Raw genomic sequence first — 20,016 nt, 5'->3', positions numbered from 1 at the left:
TGCAGGATACCGCGCGGCCGGCATCGGCCGGTATCGCGACCGTGCCGCTCACGGTTCCAGCGCGCGCAGCAGGCCGCGCGCCTTGGCCCGGGTTTCGTCGAGTTCGCGCTCGGGCTGCGAGTCGACCACGATGCCGGCGCCGGTGCGGAAATGCGCCTGCGCGCCGTCCACTTCGGCGGTGCGGATCAGGATGTTCAGGTCCATGTCGCCGTCGCGGTTGAGCCAGCCGAACGCGCCGGTGTAGGCGCCGCGCGGAGTCTGTTCCAGCTCGGCGATGATCTGCATGCAGCGCACCTTGGGGCAGCCGGTGATGGTGCCGCCGGGGAAGGTGGCGCGGATCACGTCGCCGGGGCTGACCCCGGCGCGCAGCCGCCCGCGCACGTTGCTGACGATGTGGTGCACGTGGGCGTAGCTCTCCACCGTCATCAGCTCGTCGACCTCGACGCTGCCCGGCGCGCAGACCCGGCCCAGGTCGTTGCGCTCCAGGTCGATCAGCATCACGTGCTCGGCGCGTTCCTTGGGGTGCCCGACCAGCTCGCGGATGCGCGCGGCCTCGTCGTCGCCGGGCGCGCGCGGACGGGTGCCGGCGATCGGCCGGGTCTCGACCACGTCGCCGCGCACCGATACCAGCCGTTCCGGCGAGGAACTGACCACCGCGCGGCCGTGGCCGGCGAACAGGCCGGCGAACGGCGCCGGATTGGCGCGGCGCAGCTGCGCGTACAGCGCAGCCGGATCCAGCGCGGCGGCGAAGCGCGCCGACCAGCGCCGCGACAGGTTGACCTGGAACACGTCGCCGGCGCGCAGGTAGTCGAGGATGCGGCGCACGCCATCGACGAAGCGCTGCGGCGGGTCTTCGTCGATCGCCAGCGGCGGGGTCCAGGCCGGCAGCGGCGCGGCGGCCGGCACGGCCTGCAGATCGGCGAGCAGTTGGTCCAGCAGCCCTGCCCGTGCGGTTTCCGCCAGCGCCACGCACTCGCCGCTGGCATGGTCGCGCAGCAGCGCGGCCGGGCAGCGCAACGCCAGCGCGACCGGCGCCGCCGCCTGCCCCTGCGGCAACTGCAGCACCGGCTCGACCTGCGCCGCCAGTTCGTAGTCCAGCAGCAGCGCCCAGCCGCCGCGGAACGGCCAGCGCGGTTCGTCGCGCGCGCAGCGTTCGGCCTGCCAGTGCGCGTCCAGCGCGGCCAGGAAATCGCCCTCGACAACCGCGCCGCGCAGGTCGCGGGTGACGCCATCGCGGTCCAGGCGCAGGCCCTCGCCGCCGGCGATCAGCAACAGGTCCCAGCGGCCCTGCGCGGTCCCCGACGCCGCCGATTCCAGCAGCAACGGATAGCGCTGCGGCGCCAGGCGATGCAGCGCCAGCAGATCGGTGTCGGCCGGCAGGGGAACGGTACGCAGCATCGAAGACCCGGTGGAAGATGGAGGTGATGCGGACGCAGGCGGCGGTGCCCTGCTCCATGCGAACGATCGGCGCCTACAACCCGCTACCGCGCGAAGCGCCTGGCACTGGCGTGCTGCAGCATGCGATAGAACGAACCGGCGCCGTCACCGCAGCAAACCGCCAGGCTACACGACGCCTATCCGGCACCACCGCGACTGCAATTGACCTGGCGACGCGCGCCGCCAGAGCGCTGGCGCGTGCGGACCACGCCTCAGCGCTGCAGGCGCGTCATCGCGCGTACCGGACAACGCGCGACCCCAGAAGCATCCGCACCACCAGGCGTCTTGGCAGACCGACAAACAAACGAAGCGCGGATCGCGAGAGGAACCGGGACGGCTCCAGCTCTTGCCAATCCCGAATCCCCACTCCCCAATCCCGGCTCAATCACATCCGCTTGAACACCAAGGTCCCGTTGGTCCCGCCGAAGCCGAACCCATTGGACATCGCCACGTCGATCTTCTTCTCGCGCGCCACGTTCGGCACGTAGTCCAGGTCGCAGCCTTCGCTCGGCTCTTCCAGGTTGATCGTCGGCGGGATGATGCCGGTGTGCAGCGCCATCACCGAGAAGATCGCCTCGGCGCCGCCGGCCGCGCCGAGCAGGTGCCCGGTCATCGACTTGGTCGAGCTGACCATGGTCTTGTAGGCGTGGTCGCCCAGCGCGCGCTTCATCGCCAGGGTCTCGGCCAGATCGCCCAGCGGCGTGGAGGTGCCGTGCGCGTTGAGGTAGTCGATCTGGTCGGTGTTGAGCTTGGCGTCCTTGATCGCCGCCAGCATGCTGCGCGCGGCGCCTTCGCCGTCCTCGCTCGGGGCGGTCATGTGGAACGCGTCGGAGCTGGCGCCGAAGCCGACCAGTTCGGCATAGATTCGCGCGCCGCGCGCCTTGGCGTGTTCGTACTCTTCCAGCACCAGCACGCCGGCGCCGTCGCCGAGCACGAAGCCGTCGCGGCCCTTGTCCCACGGCCGCGAGGCGGCGGCGGGATCGTCGTTGCGGGTGGACATCGCCTTCATCGAGCAGAAGCCGCCGACCGAGGTCGGCGAGGAGCCGCGCTCGGCGCCGCCGGCCAGCATCACGTCGGCATCGCCGTGCTGGATCATGCGCAGCGCGGTGCCGATCGAATGGTTGGAGGTGGCGCAGGCCGAGACCGCCGAGAAGGTCGGGCCCTTCAGGCCCTTGATCAGGCTCACCTGCCCGGGGAGCATGTTGATGATGGTGCTGGGCACGTAGAACGGCGAGATCTTGCGCGCGCCGCCCTCGTGGAATTTGATGGTCTGCTCCTCGATGCCGAGCAGGCCGCCGATGCCCGAGCCGAGGATCGCACCGATGCGCTCGGCGTTGCTTTCGTCGATCACCAGGCCGGAATCGTCCAGCGCCATGAACGAGGCGCCGACGCCGTAGTGGATGAACGAATCCATCTTCTTGGCGTCCTTGACCGACACGAACTTGGTCGGATCGAAATCCTTGATCTCGCCGGCGATCTTGGTGGTGAACTGCGACGCATCGATCTGGGTGATCGGGCCGATGCCGGAACGCCCGTTGACGATTCCTTCCCAACTGCTGGCCAGGTCATTGCCCAACGGCGATACCAGGCCCATGCCGGTTACGACGACGCGACGGCTCATTGCGAAATCTCCTCGCCGCGATGCGCGCGGCGTTGACGCTGTAAAAACACAGGGCCGCATGCGCGGCCCCATGGGATTGTCACGCGGACCGGACCCACGCAGGCGCCGATCGCGATCGAGAACGGAGCATCAGCTCTTGACGTGCGCCTTGACGTAGTCGATGGCCTGCTGCACCGAGGTGATCTTCTCGGCTTCTTCGTCCGGAATTTCGCACTCGAACTCTTCTTCCAGCGCCATCACCAGCTCGACGGTGTCCAGCGAGTCGGCACCGAGGTCATCGACGAACGATGCGCTGTTGGTGACTTCTTCTTCCTTGACGCCGAGTTGTTCGACGACGATTTTCTTGACGCGTTCTTCGATGGTGCTCATTGGGATATCGCTCCAGATGGAGTAGTGGTGGTTCGAAACGCCATCGGGCTGCGATGGCCGCGTTGGATAGTGTAGTGGAAACCGCCCGGCGCTTGCATCGCTGCACAAACGCCCATCGATCAGCCACTTAGGCGCAGTCCTTGCGCCGCAGGCTTATGGCATGTACATCCCGCCGTTCACATGCAGGGTCTCTCCGGTGATGTAGCCGGCCCCGGGGCCGACCAGGAACGCCACCGCGTTGGCGATGTCGGCCGGCTGGCCGAGCTGGCCCAGCGCGATCTGCTCCAGCAGCGCGGTGCGCTGCGCCTCGGGCAGGGCCTTGGTCATGTCGGTGTCGATGAAGCCCGGCGCGACCACGTTGACGGTGATGCCGCGCGAGCCGATTTCCTTGGCCATCGACTTGGAGAAGGCGATGATCCCGGCCTTGGCCGCGGCGTAGTTGGCCTGGCCCGGATTGCCGGTCACGCCGACCACCGAGGCGATGTTGACGATGCGGCCCTTGCGCGCCTTCATCATGCCGCGCAGCACCGCCTTGGAGGTGCGGAACACGCTGGTCAGGTTGGTGTCGATGATCGCCTGCCAGTCCTCTTCCTTCATCCGCATCAGCAGGTTGTCGCGGGTGATGCCGGCGTTGTTGACCAGGATCGAGACCGCGCCGAATTCCTTGCCGATCGCCTCGATCAGCGCCTCGACCGCGGCCGGGTCGGTGACGTCCAGCGCGCGGCCGTGACCGCCGTTGGCGGCCATCCGCTCGCCGATCGCCTGCGCGCCGGAGGCGGAGGTGGCGGTGCCGATGACGGTGGCGCCCTGCGCGGCCAGGGTGTCGGCGATGGCCGCGCCGATGCCGCGGCTGGCGCCGGTGACCAGGGCGATCTCGCCCTGCAATGGCTTGCTCATCTGCTGTTCCTTGGGGGAAGGACGGCGCGCGAAGCGCCGCGGGAAGGGCCGCCGCCGCGGGCGCAAGCGCCCGCGCGCGGCAGCGGGATCAGGCAGCCCAGGTCTCGAGCGCGGTGGCGAAGTCGGCCGGGGTGGCCAGCGCGCGCCCGTCCAGCGACTTGTCGATGCGCTTGATCAGCCCGGTCAGCACCTTGCCCGGGCCGCATTCGGCCACGCGGGTGGCGCCGCGCGCGGCCAGCGCCTGCACGCAGCCGGTCCAGCGCACCGGCAGGTACAACTGCTCGACCAGCGCCTGGCGGATCGCATCGATGCCGTCGTGCACCTGCGCATCCACGTTCTGCACCACCGGCAGCTGCGGCGCGTGCCAGGCCATGCCGCGCATCGCCTCGGCCAGGCGGTTGGCCGCCTCGCGCATCAGCGGCGTGTGCGAGGGCACGCTGACCGCCAGCTTCACCGTCTTGCGCACGCCGCGCTCGGCCAGCAGCGCCAGCGCGCGGTCGACCGCCGCCGCGTCGCCGCCGATCACCACCTGGCCGGGCGAGTTGTAGTTGGCCGGGACCACCACCTGGCTGCCGGCGGCCTGCGCGCAGACCTCCTCGACCAGCGCGTCCTCGGCGCCGATCACCGCGGCCATCGCGCCGACCCCGGCCGGGGCCGCGTCCTGCATCAACTGGCCGCGCAGGCGCACCAGGTGCGCGCCGTCGTGCAGCGACAGCGCACCGGCCGCGACCAGCGCGCTGTATTCGCCCAGGCTGTGCCCGGCCAGCAACGCCGGCCGCGCGCCGCCCTGGGCCAGCCACAGCCGCCACAGCGCCACGCTCGCCGCCAGCAGCGCCGGCTGGGTGTATTCGGTGCGGTTGAGCATTTCCTCGGGGCCGCCCTGGGTCAGCGCCCACAGGTCGACGCCGGCGCCGTCGGAGGCCTCGACGAAGCTGTCGCGCAGCTGCGGGTGCAGTTCGGACAGTTCGGCCAGCATGCCCAGCGACTGCGAACCCTGGCCGGGGAAAACGAAGGCGAGTGTGGAATCGGTCACTGAAATGCCCAACAGCGAAAAACGAGCGGCGATGATAAGGGCGAAACCGGCCGTGCGTCTGTACCCGGGCGTATGTGCGCCTGCAGCAACGCCGGCGCCGCGCCAGGCGCGGGCGCTGCCGGAAACGCTCAATCGCGGTCGGGCGCGCCGAGCGGGAACAGGCCGCGATACGGCCGCGCCTCGTCCACGGCGCGGGCGAACGCGGCGCGCGCCAGCAAGCACGCGCGATACGCGCGGACATGCGCGAACGAGGCGGCGATGCGATGCGTCCAGTCCGCATAGAACAGGAACGGCGCCGCCGCGCAATCGGCCAGGCTGAAGTCCTCGCCGGCGGCCCAGGTCCGGCCGGCCATGGTCCGATCCAGCCACGCATACGCGGTGTCGAGCGTGGCGCGCGCATCGGCCACGCCGCGCGGATCGCGCTCGCCCTCCGGCTTCAGGCGATCGGCCACGATCTTCTGCTGCGGCGTGGCGAGGTAGTTGTCGAAGAAGCGGTCCATGAAGCGGACCTCCAGCGCCGCGCGCGGATCGGCCGGCAGCAACGGCACCGGCCCGGGATGGTGCAAGGCCAGATGCTCGATGATGATCGTCGCCTCGGCGACGCTGCGGCCGGCGTCCACCAGCAGCGGAAAGCGTTTCAGTGGCCAGCGTGCGCCCAGTTCGGCCATGGGCTGCGGGTCGCCGCCGGCCAGCTGGCGATACGCGAACGGCGTGCCGTTCTCGTACAGCGCGACCAGGACTTTCTGGCAGTAGGACGAGAATGGATGGGCATAGAGCGTCAATGACATCGTCGTACACCTCGAAGTGAAGACCGGAGCAGGCGCGGAGGCGCTGCTGTCCTGACGACGCTCGGCGGAGACGGAAATCGACATGCATGGATGGCGCACACGGCCGCGGGCACGGAACCGCGCGACCACAGCCCCGCGCCCGGCGGAGCGCCGGCCGGGCGCGCAGGTGTCTTGCAGGACAGGAGACGCGGTGGCGCGGGCGGCGGGCGCCCGCGCGACGATCAGTAGCGCAGCAGCGCCGAGCCCCAGGTGAAGCCGCCACCGAAGGCTTCCAGCAGCAGCAGCTGGCCGCGCTGCACGCGGCCGGAACGCACCGCCACGTCCAGCGCCATCGGCACCGAGGCGGACGAGGTGTTGCCGTGCATGTCCACCGTCACCACCACCTGGTCCATCGACAGTTCCAGGCGCTTGGCGGTGGCTTCGATGATGCGTAGGTTGGCCTGGTGCGGGATCAGCCAGTCCAGGTCGCCCTTGTTCAGGCCGTTGGCATCGAGGGTCTCGTCGACCACCGCGTCCAGCGCCTTGACCGCGTACTTGAACACCTCGCTGCCCTTCATCTGGATGCCGCCGGCGGAGGCGTCGCCGGTGCCGTCGCCGAGCCCGGTGGAGATGCCGACCGGATTCCACAGCAGTTCCTTCTTGCTGCCGTCGGCGTGCAGGTGGGTGCTGAGGATGCCGGTGTCTTCGTCGGCGCGCAGGACCACCGCGCCGGCACCGTCGCCGAACAGCACGCAGGTGGTGCGCTCGGTCCAGTCGACGATGCGGCTGAGGGTCTCGGTGCCGATCACCAGCACGGTCTTGGCGTCGCCGCAGCGGATGAACTTGTCGGCCACGCTGAGCGCATAGACGAAGCCCGAACAGGCGGCGTTGACGTCAAGCGCGGCGCAACCGACCGCACCCAGCCGTGCCTGGATCAGGCAGGCGGTGGACGGGAAGATCAGATCCGGGGTGGTGGTGCCGACGACGATCATGTCGAGCGCGGCGACCTCGATACCGGCCGCCTCGATCGCCTTCAACGCGGCTTCGTAGCCGAGGTCGCCGGCGGTCTGGCCCGGCGCGGCGATGTGCCGCTCGCGGATGCCGGTACGGCTGCGGATCCATTCGTCGCTGGTATCGACCATGTGCGACAGATCGTCGTTGGTCAACACTTTTTCAGGCAAATAGCTACCGGTGCCCGCGATCCTGGAATAGATCCGCTTGCTCATGCTGATTCCTGTTGCCTGTTACGCAGGCCGCCCGCACGGGCGCGGCCTGTGAAGATGGGTGACTCCGTCCGCCGCGGCGCGAGGGACGGGCACGGATCAATCTTCTTCGACCTGCGAGGTCTTGGTGGCGATCACCTTCTTGCCGCGGTAGTAGCCGTCGGCGGTGATGTGGTGGCGCAGGTGGATCTCGCCGCTGGTCGGGTCGGTCGACAGCTGCTTGGCGCTGAGGGCGTCGTGCGAACGGCGCTGGCCGCGGCGGGACGGGGTGACACGGGATTTCTGCACAGCCATGGGATTGCTCCAAACTCGGTTCGTTTACATCTGTCGTCATTACGTCGCGCAGGACGCGCGCGTCCGGCAACAACCTTCAAGGCAGCGCGCCGGCGGGCCGACCGCTACTGTTTCTTCAGCGCCGCCAACGCCGCGAACGGGTTGGCCTTGCTCACCTCTTCCTCGGTCGCCGGCCAGTCCTGTTCGACCGCCTCGCTTCCGGGCGCCACCGGCACCAGCGGAACCGCCAGCACCAACTCGTCCTCGACCAGATCGGCGGGCCGCAGCATGCCGTCGTCCGGCACCAGCAAGGCCTCGTAATCCGGCGGCAGCGCGGCCTCTTCGGCCTCGCTGCGGATCAGTCCCAGCCGCTGTACGCTGGACACCGGCAGCAGGAAGCGCTGCAGGCTGCGCTGACAGATCAGCGGCAGCTCGGTTTCGAGCGTCAGTTCGACGTAGGACACTTGCAGTACAGCGTCGCGGCCGAATTCCAGCGTGTAGCGGCATTCGCCTTCGGTATCGGCCAGGCTGCCTTGCAGACGGGTCATCGCCGAGAGCGGCAGGCGGTCTTCGAAGACCCTGCGCGCTGCGACCATCCGCCAGGCATCCAACAGTTCGGGCACGTTCGCGGACATAAGCCGCAGAATGTTAAGGACTAGGACAGGCTCTGTCAAACCGTCCTGTCCTCCTGCTTGCCCGGCCGCACGCAGCGCCGCAGACTGCCGGCCCCGGCGCCCGCGCCGCCCTGCCCGACCGCCGATGCCGCGCCTGATCCTGGCCTCCACCTCCGTCTACCGCCGCGAGCTGCTGCAGCGCCTGCGCCTGCCGTTCGACAGCGCCCGCCCGCAGGTCGAGGAGACGCCACTGCCCGGGGAAGCGCCGCTGGCGCTGGCACAGCGCCTGGCGCGGGCCAAGGCCGCGGCAGTGGCCGCCGGCGCCGCCGATGCCTGGGTGATCGGCTCCGACCAGGTCGCCGAACTCGACGGCCAGCCGCTGGGCAAGCCCGGCCATGCCGAGGCCGCGCAGGCGCAGCTGGCGGCGATGTCCGGGCGCAGCGTGCGCTTCCATACCGCGGTGTGCCTGCTGCACGGCGAGCGGGCGCTGCAGCTGTGCGACCTGACCGAAGTGCGCTTCCGCGTGCTGCAGGCCGAGGAGATCGCCCGCTACGTCGCCGCCGAGCAGCCGCTGGACTGCGCCGGCAGCTTCAAGTGCGAAGGCCTGGGCATCAGCCTGTTCAGCGCGATCCACAGCCAGGACCCGACCGCGCTGGTCGGGCTGCCGCTGATCGGCCTGGCCGGGCTGCTGCGCGAGGCCGGCTACGTGCTGCCCTAGGGCGCGCCATCGATCCCCGAGCAGATCGCGCCGCTCTTGTGGGTGCACGAGGCAAGCAAGAGCGGGAAGGTATGGAGGATGGTTTCGCCCGCGCGATGACGTAGCGCCGAAGGCGCACAAGAGCGGCCCTGCGGGTTGCGCCTGTCAGGCCGCCAGCCGGCGCCGCGCGGCTTGACCTGACCGCCAGTCAGGCGCTGCGCCACGCAGCGCCGGCTGGCGACCTGACAGACCCAACGCGACCTACTCGGGAATCGATGACACGCCCTAGCCCGGCGAGGCCGGCGTCAACGCCGGCCGACGCGGCACCACTGGTAGGGGAAGCGCGCCTGCCCGACCCAGGACTCGTGGACTGCGCAGGTGTCCAGCTGCAAGGCCAGGCCGTAGCGGGCCAGTTGCTGGTCGGCCAGGGCCAGCGCCGCGCGATCGCCCGCGGCGATGTCGATGGCCCGCTCCGGCAGGATCGTCCACTGGCAGCGGCCATCGCGCTCGGTCACCGCCGCGCGTACCGGCCGGTGCGCCAGGCGCCGCATCAGCCGGCAGTCCGGCCCCCGGTCCAGGCCCAGCCGCGCAGCCAGCGCATTGAGCCGCTGCAACCGCGCGACGTTGCGATCCACCGTCGCCGGCAACAGCGCATAGCCCTGGCCGCGTTCGGCCAGCAGCGCCTGCACGCGCTCGGCGTAGGCCGGCGATTCGGGGAAATTGGACGCCACCGACGCGTACGCCGCCTGCGCCGGCAGGAACGGGATGCGCCACGACTGCGGCACGTCGCCGACCAGCAGCACCAGGCTGCGCGCCGGCTGCGGCATGCTCGGCGCCTGCACCCGGAACGCCGCGCGCGCCCAGCGCTCGTGGCCCCAGTCGCCCCAGCCCTGTAGCGCGACCAGCGCGCAGGCGATCAGCGCCCAGCGCGCCGCCGGGGCGGCGATGCGTGCCGGCAGCAAGTGCCGCAGCCCGACCCACAGCACCAGCGGTGCCAGCAACTCCGGCACCACCAGGTAGCGCTGGATGCTGAAGACCGACTGCCAGGCCAGGTAGGCGACCACGAAGAACACCAGCAGCGCGCGCCACGCCGGCGCGACCACGTCGCTGGCCGCCGTGGGCCGGGGTGGCCGGCGCAGCGCGAACCGCAGCAGTGTGGCCAGGCCGACCAGGTACAGCAACGGCCAGACAATCTGCCGCAAGGCGACCTCGCTGACCCGGTTCGGCGCGAACGAAAAGTGCAGCGGCCAGCTCAGCCGCTGCAGCCAACCCTGCGGCAGCCAACGCGTATCGCTGAGCGCCACCGGCTGCGCCAGCGGCGCCAGGAAGTGGCTGTTGAACTGCGGGAACAGCGGGTTGCCGAAGGCCTTCCACACGCCCAGCAACCACGGCCCGGCCAGGACCGCGAAGCCGAGCACGGTGACCGCGGTCAGTACCGCGGCGCCGCCGACGCGTTGCCGCATGCGGCCGCCCGCGGCCAGCGCCGCCACGCCCAGCGCGAGCGCGAACGCCGCATTGGTCAGCTTGCAGGCCAGCGCCAGGCCCAGCAACGCACCGGCCAGCGCCCACCACGCAATCGCCACGCCCTGCCCGGCCGCCTGTTGCCGGCGCTGCGCGTGCAGCGCGGCCAGCAACGCGCCCAGCACCGGCAGCGCACTGCTGTTGTCGGCCATGGTGCCGGCGAATTCGGACAGGAACGCGGCGCTGCACATGCCGGCCAGGGCCAGCCACGGCGCCAGCCGCGCCCGGTCCAGGCGCGGATTCAGCACCTGCCAGGCGATGCCGGCCAGCAGCAGGAACGCCAGCGCGTGCAGCGCGCCCATCGCGAATCCCGCCAGCGGCGCCGGCAGGCCGGTCATCAGCGCGTAGTGCAGCATGTCCAGCAGCGGATTGAAGTAGCTCTGCAGCTGCGCCGGCGCCAGGTCCGTGCCGAGGCGGCCGTGCAGCGCGGCATAGCCGTTGTACAGGTGGTAGTTGCGCAGATCCCAGTTGGCGTCCTGGCCCAGCAGCAGCGACAGCAGGCCGCCGAGCAGCGCGACCGCGATGCCGGCGGCGATCACGTTGCCGCGGCTGTGGAAGGCGAAGCGGCGATCCAGCGCGCGCAGCAGGCGCTGGCGGCGATTCGGATGGGGCACTGCGGCGCTTGCAGCACTCATGCGGCGTCGTCTTCGGCTGCGGGAGACGCCGCCGGCGACCGCAACGGCAGCGCCGGGATCGCCAGATAAGCCAGGCGCTTGGCCTCGACCCGGCCGCGGGTCACCGTGTCCAGGATCAGCCCGCAGGCCAGCAACAGGAAGCCGAGCAGCACCAGCGCCGAGCACAGGATCGCGGTCGGGAAGCGCGGCACCAGGCCGGTGTGCGCGTAGGTGAGCACCAGCGGCACCGCCAGCCCCAGCGCCAGCAGCACGCAGGCGCCGAAGCCCAGCGAGAAGAACAGCAATGGTCGCTCAGCCTTGAACAGGCGCAGGATGGTCAGCAGGATCCGGGTGCCGTCGTGCCAGGTGCGCAGCTTGCTCTGCGAGCCTTGTGGCCGCGCGCCGTAGGCCGTGGCCACTTCCGCCACCGGCATGCGCAGCTGCAGCGCGTGCACCGCCAGTTCGGTCTCGGTCTCGAAGCCGGCGGCATGGGCGGGAAACGACTTCACGTAGCGGCGCGAGAACACCCGGTAGCCGGACAGCATGTCGTCGAAACTGCGCCCGAACAGGAAGCTCACGCAGCGGGTCAGCAGCACGTTGCCGACGCGGTGCCCGGCGCGGTAGGCGGCGGCCTCGTCGCTGCGCCGCGCGCCGACCACCATGTCCAGGCCATCGCGCAGCAGGCGCTCGATCAGCGCCGGCGCCATCGCCGCGTCGTAGGTCGCATCGCCATCGACCAGCACGTACACGTCGGCATCGACATCGGCGAACAGGCGCCGCACCACGTTGCCCTTGCCCTGCAGTGCGACTTCGCGCACCTGCGCGCCGGCCGCGCGCGCCCGCGCGATGGTGGCGTCGCTGGAATTGTTGTCGAACACGTGGATGCTCGCCGTCGGCAACTGCGCGGCGAACGCGGCGACGACCTGGCCGATCGTGGCCGCTTCGTTGTGGCAGGGAACCAGCACCGCGATCCGCGGCATGGCCGCGGCGTGGGCAGCAGAAAGACTCGGCATGGGCGGTGGGCGGTCCTGCGCGGCGGGCGTGGAAAGGCGCGCCATGCTATCAGCGGCGGCGCAGTTCGATCGGCTGCTCCCACCACTGCTCGACGCTGCCGTCGCGGCCATGCAGGCGCAGGCCGAGCCAATGCGTGCCCGGCGCCAATCCGCTGGCATCGAGTTCGGCGCGGAAGCCGACGTTGGGATGGCCCGGATCGGTGGAGATCTTCCAGAACGCGGTGATGTCGTAGTTCTCGCCGTAGCGCGCCTGCGCGGCGACCTTGCCGTCGAGCAGCACCTCGACCCGGGCGATGCCCACGCCGTCCTTGAACGCCCAGCCGGACACCGCGAAATGGGGCGCCACCTTGTCGCCCACCTCCGGCGCATTGAACCAGGCCATCGCCGGCGTCGTGCACGGACCCGGCAGGCGCTGCGCCGGCAGCGCGAACAGCAGGAAGCGCTGGCTGCCGTGATCGCTGGATACCACCTTCGGCGGCGGCAACGGGCCGACCAGCTCGCAGACCGCGTGATAGCGCTGCAGCAGCAGCCGGTATTTCATGTCGCTGGGCGACAGCACCAGCAGCCGCGGCCCATCGCGCCGGCCGTCGCTGAGCAGGCCCCACTGGCGCAGCTGCGCGCTGCGCCCGTGCTTGTCGTTCAGCGGATGCGGCAGCACCTGGATGTCGGCATCGCCCAGCTCGAAACCGAGCTCGGCGCCGACCTTGAAATTGTCGGCCAGCACCTGGGTGCCCGCCGGCATCGCCGCCAGTTCGCGGCGTACCGCCGACGCCAGCGGCTTCCAGCCGGCGAAGTTGCGCGGGTAGTACTTGTCGCCGGCGGCATGCTCGCGCACCGCCGGCACCGACACCGCCAGGTAGTAGCCGAACGCGCCGACCAGGCCCAGCCCGGTCAGCAGCCAGGTCGCGCGGCGCAGCGGCTTCGGCCAGCCGTGGAGGATCACCGGCGCGGCGATCAGCAAGGCCAGGTAGCCCGGCAACGGCCAATGGAAACTGATGCGCTCGGCATCAGTGAAGAAGCCGAGCAGGAAGATGCCCAGCGTGGACACGCCGCCGAGCAGGCCGAAATAGCGCCACTGCACGCGCGCGCCACCGCTGCCGCCGCCGCGCGTGGCCACCAGCGCCACTTTCCACATCGCCACCGCCAGCAGCGGCGTGACCAGCAGGCCCTGGATCAGCACGAAGGCGATGCCGCTGGGCTGGAAACTCCACGGATGCCGGTCGATCAGCTGGAACCTGACCCCGGCCTCGCCGTTGTCGGCGTTCCAGGCCAGCAACGGCAGCCAGGCGACGATGCCCATCGCCAGTGCCACCCACACCTGCGGATCGCGCAGCATGCGCCGGCCCTGCGGGATCAGCAGCAGCGCGATCGCGCCGACCCCGATCACCCCGGCGAAGCGGTAGTGGCTCAACGCACCCAGGGTCAGGCCCAGCGCCAGCTCCACCGCGCTCATCGCATCGATCTGGCGCAGCAGCCGCGCGCTGGCGTCCATGCACAGGATCGTCGCCAGCGCCATCGGCACGTCCGGCAGGGCGAGGATGCCGAGCGTGCCCGACAGCGGCATCAGCAAGGTCAGGCTGCCGGCGCGCCAACCGGCCACCGCACCGAACCAGCGCGTGGCGATGCGCGCGATCAGCCACGGCATCGCCGCCGACACCAGCAGGAACGGCGCGCGCAGCGCCAGCAGGTGCTCGCCGCCCAGCGCCACGCCCAGCCGCGCCAGCCAGGCGGTCAGCCCGGGCAGATCCGAATAGGCGGCGGCCAGGTGCTGGCCTTCCTGCCAATAGAACGCCTCGTCGACGAACAACGGCAGGCGCGCGGCCACCAGCAGCTTGGCTGCGGTGACCAGCATCCACAGCACCATGAAGGTGGTGCGTGCACGTTGTTCGCCTTGCATTGCCTTTAGACTCCCCTAAACCGTTGCGAGAATGCGATGCCTACTCCGCCCCGCTTGCCGGAAATGCTAACCGATACGCTGCGCGAGGCGCTCGCGCAGGCCCAGCAGCAGGTCAATTCGCTGGTCCTGGGCAAGCCACAACAGGTGCGGCTGGCGTTTGTCGCGCTGTTGTCCGGCGGACATCTGCTGATCGAGGATCTGCCCGGGCTGGGCAAGACCACGCTGGCGCATGCGCTGGCCGCGAGCCTGGGATTGAGCTTCCAGCGCGTGCAGTTCACCTCCGACCTGCTGCCGGCCGACGTGCTCGGCGTGTCGGTGTACGACGCGCAATCGCGCCAGTTCCAGTTCCATCCCGGCCCGGTGTTCGCGCACGTGCTGCTCGCCGACGAGATCAACCGCGCGCCGCCGCGCACGCAGAGTGCGCTGCTGGAAGCGATGGCCGAACAGCAGGTCACGCTGGACGGCACCACGCATCCGCTGCCGGCGCCGTTCTTCGTCATCGCCACGCAGAATCCGGTGGACCTGTCGGGCACCTTCCCGCTGCCCGATTCGCAGCTGGACCGCTTCCTGCTGCGGCTGGCGCTGGGCTATCCCAACGCCGAATCCGAACGCGCGCTGCTCAGCGGCAGCGACCGCCGCGACCTGATCGCACAGGCGCGGCCGCTGCTCAGCGACACTGACATGGCCACGCTGCGGCACAGCGCGGAACAGATCCATGCCAGCGACGCGCTGGTCGGCTACGTGCAGGCGCTGCTGGCGCGCAGCCGCCAGCATCCGGGCGTGCGCGTGGGCCTGTCGCCGCGCGCCGGCATCGCGCTGCTGCGCGCGGCCAAGGCGCACGCGCTGCTACTGGGTCGCGCGCATGCGCTGCCCGAGGACGTGCAGGCGCTGTTCGTGGCGGTCGCAGAGCACCGCCTGGTGGCCGAACAGGAATCGGCCTCCGGGCAAGCGCTGGCCAAGGCGATCCTGCACAGCGTCGCGGTGGACTGACCCGAATGCGGGCACGGCTGCGCGAGTGGCGGCAGGCACTGGCACGGCTGGCGCGGCCGCGCGATCCCGAGCCGCTGCCGGCGCGGCTGGACCGGCGCCGGATCTACATCCTGCCCACGCCGTTCGGCGGCTTCCTGGCGCTGCTGCTCGGCGCGATGCTGCTCGGCGCGCTGAACTACAACAACAACCCCGCCTTGCTGCTGGCGATGCTGCTCGGCGCGGCCGCCATCGCCAGCGCGATCGCGGCGCACCTGCAGCTGTCGGGACTGCGCCTGGACGCGCTGTCGGCCGAACCGGTCGCGGCCGGCACCCCGCTGCGGCTGCGCCTGGCGCTGGCCGCCGACGACGCCCGGCACCGCCGCGGCCTGCGCGTGGCGCATGCCGACCGGCACACCTACATCGACCTGCACGACGACGGCGCCAACGAAGCCGATCTGGAGCTGCCCACCGAACGCCGCGGCTGGCTGGACCTGCAGCGCATCCGCGTTTCCACCACCCAGCCGCTGGGCCTGCTGCGCGCCTGGGCCTGGTTCTGGCCGGACGCGCCGCTATTGGTTTACCCGCAACCGGAACACGACGGGCCGCCGCTGCCGCACGGCGACGGCACCCCGACCCAGACCCGCCTGCACGCGCTCGGCGAAGAGCTGCACCAGTTGCGCCCGTACCGCGCCGGCGATGCGCCGCGCGCGATCTCCTGGAAGCACTCGGCGCGCCGCGACACGCTGCTGGTGCGCGAATACGAACGCCCGATCGGCGTGGACGTGGTGCTGGACTGGCGCACCCTGCCGGCGCTGCCCTACGAGCGCCGCATCGCGCGGCTGGCGCGCTGGGTCAACGAGGCCGAGCGCGACGGCCGCCGCTACCGCCTGCTGCTGCCGGGGCAGCCGCCGCTGGGTCCGGGCCGCGGCCCGCAACACCGGCACCTGTGCCTGCGCGCGCTGGCGCTGCTGCCGCATGGCTGAGCCGCGCTCGCCCGCGCTGAGCGACGCCAGCCGCCACTGGGCGCTCGCCGCCGGCCTGCTGGCGCTGCTGCCGCTGCTGCTGCAGTTGCCTGGCGCGCTGGCACTGCTGTTCGCGGCGACCGCGTTGCTGATCGGTGCCAGCTCGGCATGGCGGCCGCTGCCGGCCGCGCTGCGCCTGCTGCTGGTGGCGGCGATGCTGGCGGCGATCTACTGGCAGGTCGGCATGCGCTTCGGCCGCGACACCGGCTGCGCCATGCTCGCGGCGATGCTGGCGATCAAGCCGTCGGAACTGAAGACGCTGCGCGACGCGCGCAGCCTGCTCGGCTTCGCCCTGTTCGCGCCGTTCGCCGCGTTCCTGCTGGACCAGGGACCGGTCACGATGCTGCTCGGACTGGCCGCGGTGATCGCCGCGCTGCTGTGCATGCAGCGCCTGGCCGACCAGGAAGGTCATAGCGCGGCGCCGCCGCTGCGCGGCCAGCTGCGCGGCGTCGGCCGGCTGCTGGCGCTGGGCCTGCCGCTGGCACTGGCCGCGTTCTGGCTGTTCCCGCGGCTGGGCTCGCCGCTGTGGGGCGTACCCGAGCGCGCGCTGGCGCGGCCTGGCCTGTCGGACACGATGAGTCCCGGCCAGTGGCTGGACCTGATGGCCGACGACACCCCGGCGCTGCGCGTGCAGTTCTTCGGCCGCGTGCCCGCGCCGGCGCAGCGATACTGGCGCGGGCCGGTGCTGTGGGATTTCGACGGCCGTACCTGGCGTGCGCAACGCGGCAACGACTACCTGCCGGCGCCGGCGGTGCAGACCGGCGCGAACGCATGGGACTACGAGATCGAGGTCGAGCCGACCGACCGCCGCCAGCTGGTCGCGCTGGACCTGCCGCTGCAGGCACCCGAGGGCACCAGGCTCTCCGCCGACTACGTGCTGCACAGCGAGCGCCCGCTCGGCGCGCTGAGCCGCTGGCGCCTGCGCTCGGCGCCGCCGCTGCGCTTCGAGAGCACGCTGACGCCGGCGCAGCGCCAGCGCGCGCTGGCGCTGCCGCCCGGCTACAACCCGCGCACCCTGGCGCTGGCCCGGCAATGGCGGCAACAGGCCGGCGCCGACGACGCCGCGATCGTGGCGCGCGCGCTGCAATGGATCCGCCGCGATTTCGCCTACACGCTGGAGACGCCGCTGCCCGGCCGCGACGGCGTCGACGAATTCCTGTTCCAGCAGAAGGCCGGCTTCTGCCAGCACTTCAGCTCCGCCTTCGTGGTGCTGATGCGCGGCGCCGGCATCCCCGCACGCGTGGTCACCGGCTACGCCGGCGGCACCCGCAATCCGTTCGGCGACTACTGGGTGGTGCGGCGCATGGACGCCCACGCCTGGGCCGAAGTGTGGCTGCCGCAGCGCGGCTGGGTGCGCGTGGACCCGACCGCCGCGGTCGCCCCGGAACGCATCTACGACACGTTGGAGGACCGCCTCGGCAGCGCTGCCGGCGCCCAGGGCGGCATCGCCGACTGGCAGCTGCGCGACGTCGGCGACTGGCTGCGCCGCGGCTGGAACGACCTGGTGCTGTCCTTCGACGCCAACCGCCAGCAGCGGCTGCTGAGCGAGCTGGGCATCGCCAAGCTGGAGCCGGCGCAACTGGTCGCCCTGTTCGCCGGCTTCGCCGCGTTGCTGCTGGGCTGGATGGCCTGGCTGCTGGCCCGCGGCGAACGCGAGCGCGACCCGCTGCTGCGCGCCTGGCGCCGGCTGGGCCGGCGCTACGCCCGGCTCGGCCTGGGCCGCGAGGCGCACGAACCGGCCTTGGCGTGGGCGCTGCGTGTACACCAGGTGATGGAGGCAAACGCGTTGCTTTCGCTCAGCCAACGTTTCGCTGATTCGCGCTACGCTGGCGCTGATTCGGACAGGGCTTCATTGTTGCGCGACCTGCGCAGGCACCGTCCGCACACCGGAGCATCTCGATGAAGATCCGATTGCTGTTCCCCGTCCTGGCCGTTCTCGCCCTGGGAGCCTGCGCGACCGCGCCCAAGCCGCTGCAAGGCCAATTCGCCACCGTCACCCCGCGCGACTCGGTCGCCGGCCAGCAGGTCGGTACCTCGGTGCGCTGGGGCGGCAAGATCATCCAGACCAAGCCCGGTCAGGGCCAGACCTGCTTCCAGATGCTGTCGCGGCCGTTGAGCGCCAGCGGCCGCCCGGACAGCGACTCGGCCGACGCCAGCGACGGCCGCTTCATCGCCTGCCGCTCCGGCTTCTACGACCCGGCGGTGTTCGAACCCGGTCGCGAGGTGACCTTCATCGGCCACGTCGCCGGCTACGAGAGCACCCGCATCGGCGAGTACGACTACCGCCTGCCGAAGATCGACGCCGACGTGGTTTACCTGTGGCCGGTGGTGCGCCAGGTCGACGTGGTGCCCGCCTACCCGTACGGCCCCTGGGGCCCGTGGGATCCGTGGGGTCCGCGCTGGGGCTGGGGCCGCGGCTGGTGGTAAGCCGCCCGCTGGCACGCGTTGTGCCATGATGGAGAAGAAAACGCCGCTGAAAAGCGGCGTTTTCCGTTTGCCCGGCAGCGCCGCGCGCCGGCCGCTCAGGGCGTGCCGAAGCGGCCCAGCGGCGCGCCGGCCAGCAGGTGCAGGTGCAGGTGGAACACGGTCTGCCCGGCATGCTCGCGGCAGTTCATCACCACCCGGTAGCCGTCCTCGGCCAGGCCCTGTTCGCGCGCATACGCGGCGGCGGCCAGCACCAGCTTGCCGACCAGCGGCGCCTGCTCCGGCGCCAGGTCGTCGAGGGTGGGAATCTCCACCTGCTTGGGAATGAACAGCACGTGCACCGGCGCCTGCGGCGCGATGTCCTTGAAGCCGAGCACGTCGTCGTTCTCGTACACGATGCTCGCGGGAATTTCGCGGCGGATGATCTTGCCGAAGATGGTGTCCATGGGCTGGCTCGCACAGCGGAAAGGGGCAGTCGTTATAGCCGAATTCGGCGGCACGCAGGCACTGCCGCGCGAGGCCCCCGCGTCGTCCTTGCTGGTTCTTGTCCCCGTGCGCGCGCGCAGGAGCGGTGCAACCTGACGACAGGCCCTACTCGCCTGCGCCGCCCCGCGGGACCTCGTTGCGGCTGCCGAACGCATGCGACAGCGTGCCGCGGTCCACGTATTCCAGTTCCCCGCCCAGCGGCAGGCCCTGCGCCAGCCGGCTCGGGCGTACCCCATGGCGGCGCGCCAGCTGCGCCAGATAGTGCGCGGTAGCCTCGCCTTCGACGGTGGAATTGGTGGCGATGATCAATTCGGCGATCTCGCCCTGCGCCAGCCGCGTCCCCAGCCGGTCCAGGCCGAGTTCGCGCGGGCCGACGCCGTCCAGCGGCGACAGCCGCCCCTGCAGGATGAAGTACAGCCCGCGGTAGCCGGTGGCGTGCTCGATCGCCAGGCGGTCGGCGGGCGACTCCACCGCGCACAGCTGCTGGCGGTCGCGTCCGGCGCTGGCGCAGATCGCGCACAGCTCGGTCTCGCTGAAATCGCGGCACTGCGTGCAGTGGCCGACCTTCTCCACCGCCTCGGCCAGCACGTTCGCCAGGCGCAGCCCGCCTTCGCGCTCGCGCTCGAGCACGTGATAGGCCATGCGCTGCGCCGACTTCTGGCCCACGCCCGGCAGGATCCGGAAGGCCTCGATCAGTTGTTCGAGCAGGGAAGACATGAAGTCGGGAGTCGGACGTCGGGATCCGGGATCGGGACGCAGCGGCTTCGCTCTTGCCTTGGCGAATCCCCACTCCCCATTCCCGAATCCCGGCTGCTCAGAACGGCAGCTTCATCCCCGGCGGGATCGGCATGCCGGCGGTGGCCGCGCCCATCCGCGACTTGGACTCGGCGTCGATCTTGTTGGAGGCATCGTTGAAGGCGGCGGCGATCAGATCCTCGGCCATCTCCTGGTCGGAGAGGATGCTCGGATCGATCCGCACCTTGCGGCACTCCTTGGCGCCGGTCAGGGTCACGCTGACCATGCCGCCGCCGGCGCTGCCGGTGACTTCCAGCTGGGCCAGTTCTTCCTGGGCGCGCTGCAGGTTTTCCTGCATCTTCTGCGCCTGCTGCATCAATTGGGCGATGTTCCCACGCATGCTT

Annotated in this window: 20 protein-coding genes; 5 read left to right on the top strand and 15 right to left on the bottom strand. The window is 71.0% G+C overall.

All coding sequences use genetic code 11. The features are described from left to right. Window positions 1-48: 48 nt before the first annotated feature. The 9 genes from JR064_RS12650 to JR064_RS12610 all read right to left on the bottom strand — a co-directional run bounded on the left by JR064_RS12650 (window position 49) and on the right by JR064_RS12610 (window position 8,255). A complete protein-coding gene (locus tag JR064_RS12650; protein WP_206229929.1) occupies window positions 49-1,398 on the bottom strand; it encodes an aminodeoxychorismate synthase component I in 1,350 nt (449 codons plus the stop codon). A 424-nt stretch (window positions 1,399-1,822) separates the two neighbouring features. Next, the gene (gene fabF, locus JR064_RS12645; protein ID WP_206229928.1) at window positions 1,823-3,058 is read right to left on the bottom strand and encodes a beta-ketoacyl-ACP synthase II; all 1,236 of its coding nucleotides are present in this window, start codon (window positions 3,056-3,058) and stop codon (window positions 1,823-1,825) included. A 129-nt stretch (window positions 3,059-3,187) separates the two neighbouring features. Continuing rightward, a complete protein-coding gene (gene acpP / locus JR064_RS12640) occupies window positions 3,188-3,427 on the bottom strand; it encodes an acyl carrier protein (protein ID WP_046981398.1) in 240 nt (79 codons plus the stop codon). A gap of 153 nt (window positions 3,428-3,580) precedes the next feature. Continuing rightward, window positions 3,581-4,324, bottom strand: coding sequence for a 3-oxoacyl-ACP reductase FabG (fabG, locus tag JR064_RS12635; protein ID WP_179570664.1), 744 nt, complete (start codon window positions 4,322-4,324; stop codon window positions 3,581-3,583). An 88-nt stretch (window positions 4,325-4,412) separates the two neighbouring features. Next, window positions 4,413-5,357: an ACP S-malonyltransferase gene (gene fabD / locus JR064_RS12630; RefSeq protein WP_206229927.1), complete on the bottom strand. Its 945-nt coding sequence runs from the start codon at window positions 5,355-5,357 to the stop codon at window positions 4,413-4,415. A 128-nt stretch (window positions 5,358-5,485) separates the two neighbouring features. Beyond that, entirely contained in the window at window positions 5,486-6,145 is a 660-nt protein-coding gene (locus JR064_RS12625) for a glutathione S-transferase family protein (RefSeq protein WP_206229926.1), read from the bottom strand. A 221-nt stretch (window positions 6,146-6,366) separates the two neighbouring features. Next, window positions 6,367-7,350 (bottom strand): beta-ketoacyl-ACP synthase III, encoded by a 984-nt coding sequence (locus JR064_RS12620; RefSeq protein ID WP_179570661.1) that lies wholly within the window; start codon window positions 7,348-7,350, stop codon window positions 6,367-6,369. 96 nt (window positions 7,351-7,446) lie between these two features. Continuing rightward, entirely contained in the window at window positions 7,447-7,641 is a 195-nt protein-coding gene (gene rpmF, locus JR064_RS12615; protein ID WP_009608206.1) for a 50S ribosomal protein L32, read from the bottom strand. Between the two features lie 104 nt (window positions 7,642-7,745). Beyond that, window positions 7,746-8,255: a YceD family protein gene (locus JR064_RS12610; protein WP_179570660.1), complete on the bottom strand. Its 510-nt coding sequence runs from the start codon at window positions 8,253-8,255 to the stop codon at window positions 7,746-7,748. Window positions 8,256-8,379: 124 nt separating this feature from the next. On the opposite strand from JR064_RS12610, the gene JR064_RS12605 reads away from it, so the two are divergent. Continuing rightward, complete coding sequence (locus JR064_RS12605; RefSeq protein ID WP_191825022.1) at window positions 8,380-8,952, top strand: Maf family nucleotide pyrophosphatase; 573 nt, start codon at window positions 8,380-8,382, stop codon at window positions 8,950-8,952. A gap of 284 nt (window positions 8,953-9,236) precedes the next feature. Here the strand turns inward: JR064_RS12605 and JR064_RS12600 are convergent, their stop codons facing one another. Genes JR064_RS12600 through JR064_RS12590 form a run of 3 tightly spaced genes read right to left on the bottom strand, consistent with a single transcriptional unit; the run spans window position 9,237 to window position 13,976 of the window. After that, a complete protein-coding gene (locus tag JR064_RS12600; RefSeq protein ID WP_206229925.1) occupies window positions 9,237-11,087 on the bottom strand; it encodes a glycosyltransferase 87 family protein in 1,851 nt (616 codons plus the stop codon). Beyond that, on the bottom strand, window positions 11,084-12,079 hold the full coding sequence (locus tag JR064_RS12595; protein WP_206229924.1) for a glycosyltransferase family 2 protein: 996 nt from the start codon (window positions 12,077-12,079) through the stop codon (window positions 11,084-11,086). The genes JR064_RS12600 and JR064_RS12595 overlap by 4 nt, the downstream gene beginning before the upstream one ends. Before the next feature lie 49 nt (window positions 12,080-12,128). Further along, complete coding sequence (locus tag JR064_RS12590; protein ID WP_206229923.1) at window positions 12,129-13,976, bottom strand: ArnT family glycosyltransferase; 1,848 nt, start codon at window positions 13,974-13,976, stop codon at window positions 12,129-12,131. A gap of 36 nt (window positions 13,977-14,012) precedes the next feature. Here JR064_RS12590 and JR064_RS12585 point away from each other — a divergent pair, with 36 nt between their 5' ends. From JR064_RS12585 to JR064_RS12570, 4 genes are read left to right on the top strand one after another with little or no spacing between them, the layout of a single operon-like run. Continuing rightward, the gene (locus JR064_RS12585; RefSeq protein ID WP_206229922.1) at window positions 14,013-14,966 is read left to right on the top strand and encodes an AAA family ATPase; all 954 of its coding nucleotides are present in this window, start codon (window positions 14,013-14,015) and stop codon (window positions 14,964-14,966) included. A gap of 5 nt (window positions 14,967-14,971) precedes the next feature. Next, a complete protein-coding gene (locus JR064_RS12580) occupies window positions 14,972-15,928 on the top strand; it encodes a DUF58 domain-containing protein (RefSeq protein ID WP_206229921.1) in 957 nt (318 codons plus the stop codon). Further along, window positions 15,921-17,870, top strand: a complete 1,950-nt coding sequence (locus JR064_RS12575) for a transglutaminase TgpA family protein (protein WP_206229920.1) — start codon at window positions 15,921-15,923, stop codon at window positions 17,868-17,870. Before JR064_RS12580 ends, JR064_RS12575 begins: the two co-directional genes overlap by 8 nt. Beyond that, a complete protein-coding gene (locus JR064_RS12570) occupies window positions 17,867-18,394 on the top strand; it encodes a Slp family lipoprotein (RefSeq protein WP_179570652.1) in 528 nt (175 codons plus the stop codon). The genes JR064_RS12575 and JR064_RS12570 overlap by 4 nt, the downstream gene beginning before the upstream one ends. Before the next feature lie 95 nt (window positions 18,395-18,489). On the opposite strand, the gene JR064_RS12565 is transcribed toward JR064_RS12570, so the two are convergent. The 3 genes from JR064_RS12565 to JR064_RS12555 form a co-directional block, all read right to left on the bottom strand. After that, complete coding sequence (locus tag JR064_RS12565) at window positions 18,490-18,837, bottom strand: histidine triad nucleotide-binding protein (protein WP_003479777.1); 348 nt, start codon at window positions 18,835-18,837, stop codon at window positions 18,490-18,492. Between the two features lie 145 nt (window positions 18,838-18,982). After that, window positions 18,983-19,594, bottom strand: coding sequence for a recombination mediator RecR (recR, locus tag JR064_RS12560; RefSeq protein ID WP_179570651.1), 612 nt, complete (start codon window positions 19,592-19,594; stop codon window positions 18,983-18,985). 97 nt (window positions 19,595-19,691) lie between these two features. Then, a complete protein-coding gene (locus tag JR064_RS12555) occupies window positions 19,692-20,012 on the bottom strand; it encodes a YbaB/EbfC family nucleoid-associated protein (RefSeq protein WP_003479775.1) in 321 nt (106 codons plus the stop codon). Window positions 20,013-20,016 lie beyond the last annotated feature (4 nt).

The organism is Xanthomonas bonasiae (assembly GCF_017163705.1).
GTDB classification, from domain to species: Bacteria; Pseudomonadota; Gammaproteobacteria; order Xanthomonadales; family Xanthomonadaceae; genus Xanthomonas_A; species Xanthomonas_A bonasiae.
This window is presented reverse-complemented; position numbering and strand designations above follow the sequence as displayed.

Coding starts and splice junctions, on each gene's coding strand:
- fabF (WP_206229928.1), bottom strand. CDS start 3,058: ATGAGCCGTCGCGTCGTCGTAACCGGCATGGGCCTGGTATCGCCGTTG.
- JR064_RS12620 (WP_179570661.1), bottom strand. CDS start 7,350: ATGAGCAAGCGGATCTATTCCAGGATCGCGGGCACCGGTAGCTATTTG.
- JR064_RS12555 (WP_003479775.1), bottom strand. CDS start 20,012: ATGCGTGGGAACATCGCCCAATTGATGCAGCAGGCGCAGAAGATGCAG.
- JR064_RS12625 (WP_206229926.1), bottom strand. CDS start 6,145: ATGTCATTGACGCTCTATGCCCATCCATTCTCGTCCTACTGCCAGAAA.
- rpmF (WP_009608206.1), bottom strand. CDS start 7,641: ATGGCTGTGCAGAAATCCCGTGTCACCCCGTCCCGCCGCGGCCAGCGC.
- fabG (WP_179570664.1), bottom strand. CDS start 4,324: ATGAGCAAGCCATTGCAGGGCGAGATCGCCCTGGTCACCGGCGCCAGC.
- JR064_RS12650 (WP_206229929.1), bottom strand. CDS start 1,398: ATGCTGCGTACCGTTCCCCTGCCGGCCGACACCGATCTGCTGGCGCTG.
- JR064_RS12565 (WP_003479777.1), bottom strand. CDS start 18,837: ATGGACACCATCTTCGGCAAGATCATCCGCCGCGAAATTCCCGCGAGC.
- recR (WP_179570651.1), bottom strand. CDS start 19,594: ATGTCTTCCCTGCTCGAACAACTGATCGAGGCCTTCCGGATCCTGCCG.
- JR064_RS12575 (WP_206229920.1), top strand. CDS start 15,921: ATGGCTGAGCCGCGCTCGCCCGCGCTGAGCGACGCCAGCCGCCACTGG.
- JR064_RS12600 (WP_206229925.1), bottom strand. CDS start 11,087: ATGAGTGCTGCAAGCGCCGCAGTGCCCCATCCGAATCGCCGCCAGCGC.
- JR064_RS12580 (WP_206229921.1), top strand. CDS start 14,972: ATGCGGGCACGGCTGCGCGAGTGGCGGCAGGCACTGGCACGGCTGGCG.
- JR064_RS12585 (WP_206229922.1), top strand. CDS start 14,013: ATGCCTACTCCGCCCCGCTTGCCGGAAATGCTAACCGATACGCTGCGC.
- JR064_RS12610 (WP_179570660.1), bottom strand. CDS start 8,255: ATGTCCGCGAACGTGCCCGAACTGTTGGATGCCTGGCGGATGGTCGCA.
- JR064_RS12605 (WP_191825022.1), top strand. CDS start 8,380: ATGCCGCGCCTGATCCTGGCCTCCACCTCCGTCTACCGCCGCGAGCTG.
- JR064_RS12590 (WP_206229923.1), bottom strand. CDS start 13,976: ATGCAAGGCGAACAACGTGCACGCACCACCTTCATGGTGCTGTGGATG.
- JR064_RS12570 (WP_179570652.1), top strand. CDS start 17,867: ATGAAGATCCGATTGCTGTTCCCCGTCCTGGCCGTTCTCGCCCTGGGA.
- acpP (WP_046981398.1), bottom strand. CDS start 3,427: ATGAGCACCATCGAAGAACGCGTCAAGAAAATCGTCGTCGAACAACTC.
- JR064_RS12595 (WP_206229924.1), bottom strand. CDS start 12,079: ATGCCGAGTCTTTCTGCTGCCCACGCCGCGGCCATGCCGCGGATCGCG.